13 protein-coding genes and 1 tRNA gene are annotated in these 11,721 nt (G+C 66.1%); 6 read left to right on the forward strand and 8 right to left on the reverse strand.

Translation table 11 applies throughout. The features are described from left to right. Together VH499_RS21885 and VH499_RS21890 are read left to right on the forward strand one after the other, a co-directional pair. The coding region (locus tag VH499_RS21885; RefSeq protein WP_332054886.1) for a hypothetical protein at nt 1-252 on the forward strand (252 nt) is incomplete at its 5' end. 2 nt (nt 253-254) lie between these two features. Then, nucleotides 255-1,100 (forward strand): alpha/beta hydrolase, encoded by an 846-nt coding sequence (locus tag VH499_RS21890; RefSeq protein WP_332054887.1) that lies wholly within the window; start codon nt 255-257, stop codon nt 1,098-1,100. Nucleotides 1,101-1,129: 29 nt separating this feature from the next. Here VH499_RS21890 and VH499_RS21895 read toward each other — a convergent pair whose 3' ends face one another. Further along, nucleotides 1,130-1,309, reverse strand: a complete 180-nt coding sequence (locus VH499_RS21895) for a hypothetical protein (protein ID WP_332054888.1) — start codon at nt 1,307-1,309, stop codon at nt 1,130-1,132. A gap of 86 nt (nt 1,310-1,395) precedes the next feature. Next, complete coding sequence (locus VH499_RS21900; protein ID WP_332054889.1) at nt 1,396-2,400, reverse strand: WYL domain-containing protein; 1,005 nt, start codon at nt 2,398-2,400, stop codon at nt 1,396-1,398. A gap of 107 nt (nt 2,401-2,507) precedes the next feature. Here VH499_RS21900 and VH499_RS21905 point away from each other — a divergent pair, with 107 nt between their 5' ends. Together VH499_RS21905 and VH499_RS21910 are read left to right on the forward strand one after the other, a co-directional pair. Further along, nucleotides 2,508-3,452: an ARPP-1 family domain-containing protein gene (locus VH499_RS21905; protein WP_332054890.1), complete on the forward strand. Its 945-nt coding sequence runs from the start codon at nt 2,508-2,510 to the stop codon at nt 3,450-3,452. Between the two features lie 45 nt (nt 3,453-3,497). Next, nucleotides 3,498-4,364, forward strand: coding sequence for a hypothetical protein (locus tag VH499_RS21910; RefSeq protein WP_332054891.1), 867 nt, complete (start codon nt 3,498-3,500; stop codon nt 4,362-4,364). 230 nt (nt 4,365-4,594) lie between these two features. On the opposite strand, the gene VH499_RS21915 is transcribed toward VH499_RS21910, so the two are convergent. From VH499_RS21915 to VH499_RS21940, 6 genes are all read right to left on the reverse strand, one after another. Continuing rightward, nucleotides 4,595-5,065 (reverse strand): DUF3237 domain-containing protein, encoded by a 471-nt coding sequence (locus VH499_RS21915; RefSeq protein ID WP_332054892.1) that lies wholly within the window; start codon nt 5,063-5,065, stop codon nt 4,595-4,597. Between the two features lie 5 nt (nt 5,066-5,070). Continuing rightward, on the reverse strand, nt 5,071-6,687 hold the full coding sequence (locus VH499_RS21920) for a class I adenylate-forming enzyme family protein (RefSeq protein ID WP_332054893.1): 1,617 nt from the start codon (nt 6,685-6,687) through the stop codon (nt 5,071-5,073). Nucleotides 6,688-6,694: 7 nt separating this feature from the next. Continuing rightward, nucleotides 6,695-7,102 carry a rhodanese-like domain-containing protein gene (locus VH499_RS21925; protein WP_332054894.1) on the reverse strand — a complete coding sequence of 136 codons (408 nt, stop codon included), beginning with the start codon at nt 7,100-7,102 and terminating at the stop codon, nt 6,695-6,697. Nucleotides 7,103-7,182: 80 nt separating this feature from the next. Next, nucleotides 7,183-7,593 carry a DUF3775 domain-containing protein gene (locus tag VH499_RS21930; RefSeq protein WP_332054895.1) on the reverse strand — a complete coding sequence of 137 codons (411 nt, stop codon included), beginning with the start codon at nt 7,591-7,593 and terminating at the stop codon, nt 7,183-7,185. 55 nt (nt 7,594-7,648) lie between these two features. After that, nucleotides 7,649-9,694, reverse strand: a complete 2,046-nt coding sequence (locus tag VH499_RS21935) for an NAD(+) synthase (RefSeq protein WP_332054896.1) — start codon at nt 9,692-9,694, stop codon at nt 7,649-7,651. Between the two features lie 18 nt (nt 9,695-9,712). Next, nucleotides 9,713-9,787: transfer RNA gene (locus VH499_RS21940), tRNA-Val, on the reverse strand. A gap of 105 nt (nt 9,788-9,892) precedes the next feature. On the opposite strand from VH499_RS21940, the gene VH499_RS21945 reads away from it, so the two are divergent. Together VH499_RS21945 and VH499_RS21950 are read left to right on the forward strand one after the other, a co-directional pair. Further along, a complete protein-coding gene (locus tag VH499_RS21945; protein WP_332054897.1) occupies nt 9,893-10,792 on the forward strand; it encodes an N-formylglutamate amidohydrolase in 900 nt (299 codons plus the stop codon). Nucleotides 10,793-11,122: 330 nt separating this feature from the next. Further along, a partial coding sequence (locus VH499_RS21950; RefSeq protein ID WP_332054898.1) for a M81 family metallopeptidase occupies nt 11,123-11,721 on the forward strand: 599 nt, incomplete at its 3' end.

Below are 11,721 nucleotides of genomic sequence, written 5' to 3' on the forward strand. Positions count from 1 at the left end.
AACGTGGAGGCAAATCTGAACGCCCGGTTTGCCCGAGCGCACTCGCCGGCTCAAGCTATGATCAAGAAGGCACGCATGGTCGCAAGGGAGTGCCGAATTTCGTGCGCTTTCCCGGCCGGTGGCATCCAGGACAATACCGTCAACCGCCTCCTTTTAATGTCGAGTTCTGAACGGCATCTACCAAGTGTCCCCATGGCGTTCCTCATCGAGGACCTGCTGGCGCTGCCGCGCCGCGCGGCGGAGACGGACTGACTGTGGCGCCGAAGCTCGATCCCATGGTCGGTCGCTATCTGCGCACCGAGATCGAGGGCGTTGCCCACCGCCTCTACTTCGAGGAGGCCGGCCAGGGCATTCCGCTCGTCTGCCTGCACACCGCCGGCGCCGACGGCCGCCAGTATCGGCATCTGCTGGCCGATCCCGAGATCACGCGGCGCTTCCGCGTGCTCGCCTTCGACATGCCGTGGCACGGCAAATCGACGCCGCCGGACGGCTGGGAGCACGAGCAATATCGGCTGACGACCGAAAGCTACACCGCCGCCATCCGCGCCTTCTGCCGGGCGATGGAGCTCGACCGGCCGGTGGTGATGGGCTGCTCGATCGGCGGCCGCATCGTGCTCAACCTCGCGATCGCGCACGCCGCCGAGTTCCGGGCCTTGATCGCCCTCGAAGCGGCGGACTTCCAGCAGCCCTGGTACGACACGTCATGGCTGCATCGGCCGGACGTCCACGGCGGCGAGGTCTGCGCCGCGCTGGTCTCGGGCCTGATCGCGCCGCACAGCCCGCCGGTTCATCGCCATGAGACGCTGTGGATGTACATGCAAGGCGGGCCGGGCGTGTTCAAGGGCGATCTCCATTTCTATCGCGTCGACGGCGACCTGCGCGAGAAGGTGAAGTCCATCGACACGAAGACCTGCCCGCTTTACCTGCTGACCGGCGAGTACGATTTCTCCTGCACGCCCGACGACACACGGCGCACGGCGCGACAGATCGCGGGCGTCGAGGTGCAGATCATGAAGGAGGTCGGCCACTTCCCGATGAGCGAGAACCCGGCCCGCTTCCGCGAGTACATCCTGCCGGTGCTGGCGAAGATCGCCGGTTAGGCTCGATCGACACGCAATATCGCGCCGGCTCAGCCGGCGGAATCGGCCTCGCGCGCGATCAACTCGGCAAGGACACGCAGCGTCTCGGCGATCGCCCGGTCCCAGGGCGTCGAGGTCGACGCCAACCGCGGCCTGAACCGCGAGATGGCGACGGTCAGCGCCGGCAGGATCTCCGCCGGCGAAGCGCGTTCTCTTGTCTCCCGAGCCATTGTGGTCCCCCCATCGCAATGCCGAAGATATGCATGCGGGGGATGTCATTATCGGACACGGTCGGGCAGCTGAGGCCGCCTTGAAATCAGCTCGATAGCGCCTCGGCGAACCGGAAGCCGCGGTGCCTGGCGGCGCGTCCCATAAGAGTCTTGAGTTCTGCCGGCTCCAGCACCTCGACGTCGGCGCCCCAGGTGTAGAGGTGCCAGCACATTTCCATCAGCCCGCCGGCATGGAAGCGGACGATGATCGAGCCGTCGGCCTGCTTCTCCATGGATTGCGTCGGATGGAAGACATAGTCGACCACCGCGTCGGCCACCGCCGGCGAGAATTTCCAGACGATGTCCTGCGGCGGCTCCTGGAAGACGCCGAAGGAACGCTCGGCGAACTTGTGCAGGGAGAAACTCTTGTCGCGCACGAATGTATCGTCGAGGACGCTGACGCGCTGGATTTGCGCCAGCGCAAACAGCCGCGCCTCGTGAGGATGCCGGTCCGGCGACATGCCGACGAGATAGTGCTGCTTGCCGAGCAGGAAGCCGTAGGGGTGCAGCCGCCGGCCCGATGACCGCCTGGTGTGGCGGCTGCGATAGGCCACGTACAGTTCGCGCGCCTGCTTCACGGCCATCCGGATGGTGTCGATCACCTCGCTGCGGATCACCGGCCGCGGGCCCGGCCGCATCGCGAGGCCCTCGGCCTCGAGCAGCGCCTCGATGTCCGGTTCGAGGCGGACCTGGGCGGTCGGCGGCAGCGTCGCCCGAAGCTTGCGTGCCAGGTTTTCGAGCGCCGCTGCCCGGGTGCGCAGATTGCGCTGGCGCAAGAGCTTCGCCGCCGTTTCGAGATCGACGATGTCCTCGGCCGACAAGGCGCCCGGCGTGACGGCGCCCGATACCGGGATGCGCCAGCGCGGCCGGCGTTCCTCGTCGACCTGGTGCTCGGCCTGGGGGTAGTTCCGCAGCACGGCGTCGCGCATGCGCTGCGCGGTGCGCCGGCTGACCCGGAAATCGCGCTCGATGTCGGTGAGGCTGAGGCCGATCCGGGAACCCTGCATCGCCAGGGCAAGCTGCAGGACACGGTCGGTGACTTCGTAACGCATCGGGCCTCCGGTCGAGGTACCGGGGAAGCATACGCGAGGATGTCCGCTTGTGACACCCGCGGGTTGCATATCGGCATGGTCCGCACGCCCGCAACCCGGAGGAAGTATTGCCCGTCGCCGAACTCAGCAACCTCACGTCAACGATCTCGCTCGGCAAGACCCAGGCGTTCCGAAATCTTGCCGTCGTGCCGCTGCTCGATCCATCGAAGGGAGCGGCAGGCTACCTCGCGCTCGACGAGGCTTTGCGGCGGGGACAAACCGAGATCACCGAGGTCTCCGACGCCGGAAGCGTTCCGCAGCTCAAGCTGCGCAATCGGGGTCCGTACGAGGTGTTCCTGCTCGACGGCGAGGAGCTGGTCGGCGCCAAGCAGAACCGCATCCTCAATCTCAGCATCCTCGTCCCCGGCCACAGCGAGCTGGAAATCCCGGTCTCCTGCGTCGAACAGGGGCGGTGGTCGTGGCGCGGCCGTGGCTTCGGCGGCTCCGACCGGGTGATCTTCGCCAAGCTGCGCCGCAAGAACGCCGAGTCCGTCTCGGTCCATCTCGCCGAACAGAACAGCCGGACGAGCGACCAGCGCGGGGTCTGGAAGTACGTCTCGGACAAGGCGCAGCGGATGTCGGTTCATTCCGACACCGGCGCCGCCAGTGCCCTGTTCGAGCGGTACCAACAGGATCTCGACGAGTTCGTGGCGGAGCTGAAGCCCGTGCCGGGCCAGGTCGGCGCGGCATTCCTGGTCAATGGCCGGTTCGCCGGCCTCGACGTTCTGGCCGGCCCGGATCTCCTGGCCCGGCTGCTGCCGAAACTGGTCCGCAGCTACGCGCTCGATGCGATGGACGAGGAGGCCACTGCCTCGACAGGCAGCTCGCCGACGGCGGCAGTCCAGTCCGTGCAGCGGGCGATCGGCGCGGTCGGGCGGATGAACATGGAGACGCATCCCGCCATCGGGCGCGGCCAGGACCTGCGCCTCAAGGGCAGCGGCCTCGTGGGCGGCGCCCTGATCGATGGCGACTCGATGATTCATCTCGGTGTCTGGTCCGCTGCCTATCAGTGATCGGCATCGGACAATTTTCCAACGGCAACAGAGGGGGAAGAAGTCATGTATGGACTTGAGAAAACGCGCGTCGAGGAAGGTTCTTGCCCGGAGGATCGCCGCGGCGCCTGGACCGGTTGGAGGACCTGGCTGGGACGGCCGCTTGCCGTGGCAGCCTGTGTCATCCAGGCGGGCTGTGCCGCCAGCCCCGACTCGATCGAGGCGCGCTACGTCAGCCCCAACACCTACCAGAACTGGACGTGCGACCAGCTCGTTGGCGAGCGGACACGGCTCAGCAAGGAAGTGCAACGGGTCTCCGGCCTGCAGCGCGAGAACGCCAATGCGGACGCCGCCATGATGGCCGTCGGCCTCGTCCTCCTGTGGCCGGTGCTCTTCGGCCTGGCCGCCACCAAGGACAGGAAGGACGAGCTCGGGCAGCTCAAAGGCGAATACGACGCCGTCGATCTGTCGATCAGGGGCCGGCAATGCACCATGCCCGCCCCGGGGATGCCGAGCGTGCCGGCGCCCTCAGTGCCGTCCGCGGCACCCGCCATGCCGTCTGCGCCGCCCCCTGCGTCCGAGGCGCTTGCGACCACGGCGGCAAGCGACGGGCTCTACAGGGGCAAGGGGAAGACCGATTCCTGGTGCCAGACCCCGTCCATCAACCTCACGCTCAGGGGTAACGCGTTCGAAGGCGAGCTTTCGGAACTTGCCAGTGGTGCGCCGACAAGCACGGTCACCGGCACACTCGCGAGCAACGGTGTGGCGGGCCTCGAGTTCAAGTCCACCGGCGGCGACTACTTCGGCGGCTCCGCCGAAGGCACCGTGAAGAACAACGCGCTGTCGCTCGACCTGCACACGCGGACCGCCCGCGCCTGCTCCTATCACTTCGAGCTACAGCGCGCCCCGCTTTCGGCGGCGGCGGGGGGCTGACGTTCGCGAAGTTGACATGGCCGCTTCTCCCCATCGCGGAGCCCGCGATGGGAAGAAATGATTCGGGCAGCGCATCGCGCCATAGCGAGCGAGACACTCGCGGTCCGCATGAGCATGCGCGCCCGGATAGTGATGGCGCGATCTTCCGCACCGCGAGCCTCCGGCTCGCTCATCCGTTGGATTCACGTGCGCCTCCGCGATGGGGAGGAGCGAAGGTCACGGACGTTGATCTAAAGAATCTGGAAGACCTCGTAGATCGGTCCGGTCGGCTCGCGTCGGCCGGTGGCGACGCAGACGATGCGGTTGAGGAAACGATACTTCTCCGACGACGTCTCGAACCACGGCGTGGTGCGGAAGTAGTACTGGCCGGGATCGACCTTCTCGCCCTTGTTGAGCTGCTCGATCACCCAGGCCGGCCCGTGCCGCATCCCTCGATAGTGCATGTAGACCAGATGATCGTCGTGCGTCCTGAGCGTGAGCCGCACGTCGAGCATCAGGATGCCGTCGTGCCGCTGCAGCAGCCAGTCACCGCCGGGCGAGGGCAGCACCGTTCCCTTGAGTTCCTCGCCCTCGAAGGTCCCGCCCTTCACCGTCGCGATCCGCCGCCGGCCGTAGGGCGTCTCGCCGAGATCCGCAACTTCGGGATCGACATCGAGGGCGAGCGTGAAGAGGTGGGACGAGCGAAGCGTCGGTTCGGCCATGGCGCTCAGATCCTCGCGTTGCGGCCGGCCCAGTAGGGGTCGCGCAGTTCGCGCTTCATGATCTTGCCGATGGTGTTGCGCGGCAGCGACTGACGGAACTCGACGCCGGCCAGGCGCTGTGTCTTGCTGAGCTGGCCGTTGGCCCAGCCTTTCACCTCGTCTTCCGAGACCGCGGCGCCGTGGCGACGCACGCAGAGCGCCATCGGCGACTCGCCCCACTGCTCGCTCGGAATGCCGATCACCGCCGCATCGACGATATCGGGGTGCCTGAGCAGCAGGACCTCGATGTCGGCGGCATAGACGTTGAAGCCGCCGGAAATGATCATGTCCTTCTTGCGGTCGAGCAGGACGACGAAGCCGTCCTCGTCGATCCTGCCCATGTCGCCCGACTTGAAGAACAGGCGGCCGTCCTTGTCGTACCAGAAGAGATCGCGAGTCTTGTCGGCCTGCTTGTAGTAGCCCTTCATCATGAGCTGGGCGCGTCCCGCCAGCTCGCCCACCTCGCCTTGCGGCAGCACCCTTCCCCGCTCGTCGAGCACCACGATCTCGCTGCCGAGGCCCGGCTTGCCCACGGTGTGCAGCTTGTCCGGATAAAGGTTGGCCTCGAGCGTGCAGCTTCCGCCGCCTTCGGTGAGGCCGTAGATCTCGATCAGCCGGCCCGGCCAGCGCTCGAGACAGTCGGCTTTCACCGCCGCGCGCAACGGCGCACTGGTCGAGAGCTTGGTCTTGAACGAGCCGAGATCGTACTTCTCGAACTCCGGATGGGCGAGAATGCGCTGGTATTGCACCGGCACCAGCATGGCATGCGTCACGCGCTCGCGCCCGGCGATCTCCAGGAACTGCACCACGTCGAACTTCGGCATCAGGATCGTGGTCCCGCCCACGCCGATCGTGGCCAGCACCGCCACCAGCGTCGTGTTGGAGTAGAGCGGCGTCGAGGCGAGCGAGATCGTGTCGGGACCGTAGTCGAAAGCCTGGAAACGCACGGCAAGAATGTCCCGCATCGCATGGCTGTGCAGGATTCCCTTCGGCAGGCCGGTCGTGCCCGAGCTGTAGATGATGTTGAAGTCGTCCAGCGGATGGAGCGGCAGATCGAAGGCGACCTCGCTGGCCGGCGCAAGCCAGTGCTCGAAGTCGTGCCAGCCCGGTCGCGCGAAATCGTAGGCGATGCGGCCGCCCGGCACGAGCTTGCCGAGTTTCTCCTCGTAGGGCTCGACCAGCGCGCGATACCGGTCGGACAGGAACAGGACCCTGGCGTCGCAATCGTCGAGCATCTTCTCGAGGGCGTCGGCCGCCGCCATGGTCGACAACGGCACGACGCAGGCGCCGGCGCGCAGGCCGCCCATGAAGGTCTCGAGATAATCGATCGAGTTGGCAGCCAGGATGGCGATCTTGTCGCCCTTGCCGAGGCCCATGCCGGCGAGCGTGCGCGCCACCTTGTTGATGCGTCGGTCGAAGTCGTGCCAGCTCCGCACCGCCGCGCCGCACTTCACGGCCGGCTTCGCGGGAAAGAGTTCGGCATTCCGTGCCACCCGGACGGGGATCGACACGAACTCCGGAAATTCCTCCTCCGTCGGCTGCGGGACGAGCAGATCGGGCGCGGCTGGCTGATCCGGACTCATGGCCCGCCTATCGCTTGGGCTCGACCTTCTGCACCGGACCGCCCGCTTTCTTCCAGGCGCCGAGGCCGCCCTCGAGATGGGCGACCGGTGTCAGCCCCATGTCCTGCGCCGTCTTGGTCGCGAGCGCCGACCGCCAGGCGCCGGCGCAGAAAAAGACGAACTTGTTCCCGGTCTGGAAATAATCCTTGGCGTACGGGCTCTGCGGATCGATCCACATCTCCAGCATGCCACGCGTCACGTTGATGGCGCCTGGGATCGTGCCCTCGCGCCACAGCTCGCGCGGATCGCGGATGTCGATGAAGGTGATGCCGGCCTGTCCCACCAGCTTGATCGCGTCGGCGACCGGAATCGTCTCGATGTCGCGGTTGGCCTCGTCGACCATCTGCTGCACGGTCTTCCTGATCTTGAGCGGCATGGGCTGTCCTCCCGACCCGATGCCCATTTGTACTTTCAGAACAGCAGGCGCGGAAGTCCTTCGGCCTGGCCGCGAGCGAGTCAGAGATGATCGCTTTCGAATTCCGCACACGAAAACCCGAACTGCGCCAGGCCTTCCTCGAGATAGTCGCTCACCAGAGGCTGGCCGAGCAGGTACGCCGCGGTCCGGTCGACGTATTCGCGGACCGCCTCGTTGTGCAGCGCCTCCCATTCATCGATGTCGCGATCGCCGCGGCCGAGCTGCATCAGCGCGATGAGGTCGGCCTGCTCGTCATCCGACAAGGCGTCGATGAAGGCCTGGACCTCCTGGACGACGGGGTTGTCGGCATGGTCCTCGAGGACGGAAATCATCTTGTCGTCGGACGGGTTCGACGAATCGCCGGGATCGGTGTTCACGTCCTGGGCATCGAATTCACGCGTCTTGACGATCAGGTAGCAGACCTGTTCTGACGAAATGGAAAGGTTCGGCATCGCCTCGCTCCTCCTCCTTGCGGGCCCGAAGGTCGGGAGGACTGGCGGCCGACGGTCAGCCCTCGGGAACGCCGGCGTTCAGTTCCGCGAGCCAGAGGTCGGGGCTGCCATCCGAGGGCGCCCGCCAATCACCCCGCGGCGAGAGCGACCCTCCCGACGAAATCTTCGGTCCATTGGGCAACGCCGAACGCTTGAACTGGTTGCTGAAGAAGCGCCGCAGGAAAAGCTCCAGCCAGCGCCGGATTTCCGCGAGGCTGTAGGCGCGCCGCGTCCCCTCCGGAAGGTTGGCCGGCCACGCCCCTTTCTCCGCATCGTGCCAGGCGTTCCAGGCCAGGAAGGCGATCTTCGATGGTCGGTATCCCAGCCGCGTCAGGTAGAACAGGTTGAAGTCCTGCAGGGCGTAGGGGCCGACGAAGCTTTCGGTCGACTGGATGGCACCGCCATCGCCGGCGGGCACGAGCTCCGGCGAGATCTCGGTATCGAGGATGTCGTGAAGGACGGCGGCCGTTTCCTTGTCGACGTCGCCCGACGCGGCGACGAAGCGGATCAGATGCTGGATCAGCGTCTTGGAGACGGAACCGTTGGGATTGTAGTGGGACATGTGATCGCCCACGCCGTAGGTGCACCAGCCGAGGCCGAGTTCGGACAAGTCGCCCGTACCGACCACAAGGCCGCGCTGCTGGTTGGCCAGGCGGAACAGGTAGTCGGTGCGCAAACCCGCCTGCACGTTCTCGAAGGTGACGTCGTAGAGCTTCTCGCCCTTGGCGAAGGGATGGCCGATGTCGCCCAGCATCTGCCGGGCGGCCGGCTTGATGTCGATCTCCTCCGCCGTGACCCCCAGCGCCTTCATCAACCGCCAGGCATTGGCGTAGGTCTTGTCGGAGGTGCCGAAGCCCGGCATCGTGAAGGCCTTCACGTTCCTGCGGCCGAGCCCGAGCTGATCCATCGCCCGGCAGGTCACGATCAGGGCATGCGTGGAGTCGAGGCCGCCGGAAACGCCGATGACGGCGTTCTGTACGCCGCTCGAGCGCAGGCGCTGCGCCAGCCCCTGGATCTGGATGTTGTAGGCCTCGTAGCAATTGTCGCGCAGCTTGGCCGGATCGGACGGCACGTACGGAAAGCGCTCGATCGCGCGTTCGAGCGCGACGCTGTCCGCCGGTGGTTCGAAAGGAAATGCGATGCAGCGGAAGGGCGAGACGCGATCACGCTCCTGCAGCGCGCAGTCGGCGAAGCCGTTGTTGCGCAAACGCTCCTGGCGGATCCGGCCGAGATCGACGTCGGCGCGGACGATCGTCGACTCCTTCTCGAAGCGCGACGACTCGGCAAGCAGGTCGCCGAGCTCGTAGATCGCCGCCTGCCCGTCCCAGGCGAGGTCGGTCGTCGACTCGCCGGGCCCGGCGGCGGAGTAGGCATAGGCCGCGATGGCGCGCATGGACTGGCTGCCGCACAGGAGCTGGCGCGCCTCCGCCTTGCCGATGGTGATGTTGCTGGCCGACAGGTTCACCAGTAGCTCGGCACCGGCGAGCGCCGCATGGCTCGACGGCGGCACCGGCACCCAGATGTCCTCGCAGATTTCGACATGAAAGGTGAGATCGATGCCGGTGGCGCGAAACAGAAGCTCGGTTCCGAACGGCGCAACCTGGCCGGCCAGCTCGATCTCCCGCCGGATCAGATTGGCGCCCGACACGAAGTGGCGCTTTTCGTAGAACTCGCGGTAATTCGGCAGATAGGTCTTGGGCACCACGCCGAGGACCTTGCCGCGATGAATGACGACGGCAGTGTTGTGCAGACGTCCGGCGAGCCGCAACGGCGCGCCGACGATCAGCACGGGAAACAGCGTCTTCGACGCCTCGACGACCTTGCCTACCGACGCCTCGACCTCGTCGAGCAGCGCGTCCTGCAGCAGCAGATCCTCGATGGCATACGAGGAAAGTCCAAGCTCGGGAAAAACCATGACTGCAGCGCGAGCCTTGTCGCCAAGGGCTGCAAGCTTCAGCGTCTCGGCGACGTTGTAGGTCGCATCGGCGACGCGGGTACGCGGAACGCAGCAGGCCACGCGCACGAAATCGTGGGAATAGAGGGAGAAAAAATCTTTGCTCAAGGGATTGTGGTTCGGCGATGGTGGGCGCGACAGGGATTGAACCTGTGACCCCTGCCATGTCAAGACAGTGCTCTACCGCTGAGCTACGCGCCCGTCGCCGGCACCCCTCAACGAAGGGTGCGGTCGTCTACATCGACCTCATCCCCTTGGCAAGGGCGCGACAGGTGACGTTGCGTGCGGTGCGCGCTATGAACGGGGATGGAATCGTCGGCGCGTTCGACCGATCATGAGTCACTCGACTGTCGGCTGCCGGACCGCCAGGTCCTGCCTGTGGTCGTCGCCTCGCCGCACAGTGGCGACATCTATCCGGCCCGTTTCCTGAATCTCGCCGCCGTGCCCCTGTCCGCCCTTCGGCGGGCGGAGGACGCCTTTGTCGACGAACTGTTCGCCGGCGCGCCCGGCCTCGGGGCGCCGCTGCTCGCGGCCCGCTTTCCCCGTTGCTACGTCGATGCCAATCGCGAGCCCTACGAGCTCGACCCCGGGATGTTCGAGGGCCCCTTGCCGCGCCCGCTCAACCATCGCACGACCAGGGTGGCGGCGGGGCTCGGCATGATCCCCCGCGTGGCGGCCAGCGGAGAGGCGATCTATCGCGGCCGGGTGCCGGCCGACGAGATCGAGCATCGACTCGAGACCTGCTGGCGGCCCTACCACGCGGCCTTGTCGCGCCTGGTGGAGCAGACCCACAGGCTCTTCGGCGCCGTCCTTCTGATCGATGCCCATTCGATGCCGTCCTCGGCCTCGGGTATGGGAGTTCGCGACCGCGACCCGCGTGTCGACATCGTTCTCGGCGACAATCATGGCGAGGCCTGCGGGTCGAGCCTGGTCGATGGCGCGGAGGGTTGGCTGACGGCGCAGGGGCTGCGGGTTCTGCGCAACCAGCCCTATGCCGGTGGCTTCACGACCCAGCGCTACGGCCAACCGGCACTCGGCCGGCATGCTCTGCAGATCGAAATCAATCGCGCGCTCTACATGGACGAGACGCGGCACGAGAAGCTGCCCACGGCGGCAAACGTGCAGCGCCTCATGACGGAACTTCTGGCCGAGGTCGGCCGGCAGGCCCTCGAGATGGTGGCGCCACGACCGCTCGCCGCCGAATAGGCAACGCGACGCGCGCAAAAAAAGGGCCGTGACAAGCACGGCCCAAGTTTAGGGAGGAAACGCCCAAGACGGGCATACAGCAAACATAGAGGCCGCCGAGGCGGCGTTTGCTGCCCCCAAACAATGGTGCACCTGCGAAGAGAATGCAAGAGCCGGAAAGGGCCTTTAATTCACATGTTTATCCGTTCATTCAGTAAGGTTTCCGGTGTTGCTTTTCTGCAACGCACAATGGTTTCGCGAGGCAGGTTCGCCCGTCATGCAAGGCATGACGCCTCGCCGCGGCAAGTTTAACTAAGCCGTCCAACCCGTTGGCAATATCAGGAGGACGTCTTGGGCAAGAAGAAATTCGTCGTTGCGATGATGATGCACGAGACGAACACGTTCTCGCCCCTGCCCACCCCGATCGAATCCTTCGCACGCGCCGGCGCGCTCAGCGGTCAGCCCGCGATCGACGAGGCGGAAGGCACCAATACCTCCCTCGGCGGTTTCATCGAAGTGGCGCGCAAGGCGGATGCGGAGTTCACCGTGCCGATGGCGGCATCGGCCCATCCCTCGGGTCTGGTGACCAAGGCGGCCTACGAACAGATGACGACGGCCATCGTCGACGAGATCGGCAAGGGCTGCGATGCCGTGCTTCTGGCGCTGCATGGCGCGATGGTGGCCGAGCATCACGACGACGGCGAGGGAGAGCTGCTGAACCGCATCCGCAAGGTGGCTCCCGACGTGCCGATTGCGGTCGCGCTCGACTTCCATACCCAGATGACCGACGCGATGATCGACGGCGCCACCGTCATCACCGGCTATCGCACCTACCCGCACATCGACATGGCCGACACGGCCCGCCGTGCCGGCCGGACCCTGATCCGTGCCCTCGCGGGAGAGGTCGAGCCCAGGATGGTCTGGGGCAATCGCCCGATCATGAGCAGTTC

Origin of the sequence: Reyranella sp. (assembly GCF_036558665.1) — a bacterium.
GTDB lineage: Bacteria > Pseudomonadota > Alphaproteobacteria > Reyranellales > Reyranellaceae > Reyranella.

What these genes read in the sequence shown, in the direction of transcription:
- VH499_RS21895 (WP_332054888.1), bottom strand. Translation starts at nt 1,309, where the DNA reads ATGGCTCGGGAGACAAGAGAACGCGCTTCGCCGGCGGAGATCCTGCCG.
- VH499_RS21900 (WP_332054889.1), bottom strand. Translation starts at nt 2,400, where the DNA reads ATGCGTTACGAAGTCACCGACCGTGTCCTGCAGCTTGCCCTGGCGATG.
- VH499_RS21910 (WP_332054891.1), top strand. Translation starts at nt 3,498, where the DNA reads ATGTATGGACTTGAGAAAACGCGCGTCGAGGAAGGTTCTTGCCCGGAG.
- VH499_RS21915 (WP_332054892.1), bottom strand. Translation starts at nt 5,065, where the DNA reads ATGGCCGAACCGACGCTTCGCTCGTCCCACCTCTTCACGCTCGCCCTC.
- VH499_RS21920 (WP_332054893.1), bottom strand. Translation starts at nt 6,687, where the DNA reads ATGAGTCCGGATCAGCCAGCCGCGCCCGATCTGCTCGTCCCGCAGCCG.
- VH499_RS21925 (WP_332054894.1), bottom strand. Translation starts at nt 7,102, where the DNA reads ATGCCGCTCAAGATCAGGAAGACCGTGCAGCAGATGGTCGACGAGGCC.
- VH499_RS21930 (WP_332054895.1), bottom strand. Translation starts at nt 7,593, where the DNA reads ATGCCGAACCTTTCCATTTCGTCAGAACAGGTCTGCTACCTGATCGTC.
- VH499_RS21945 (WP_332054897.1), top strand. Translation starts at nt 9,893, where the DNA reads ATGGAATCGTCGGCGCGTTCGACCGATCATGAGTCACTCGACTGTCGG.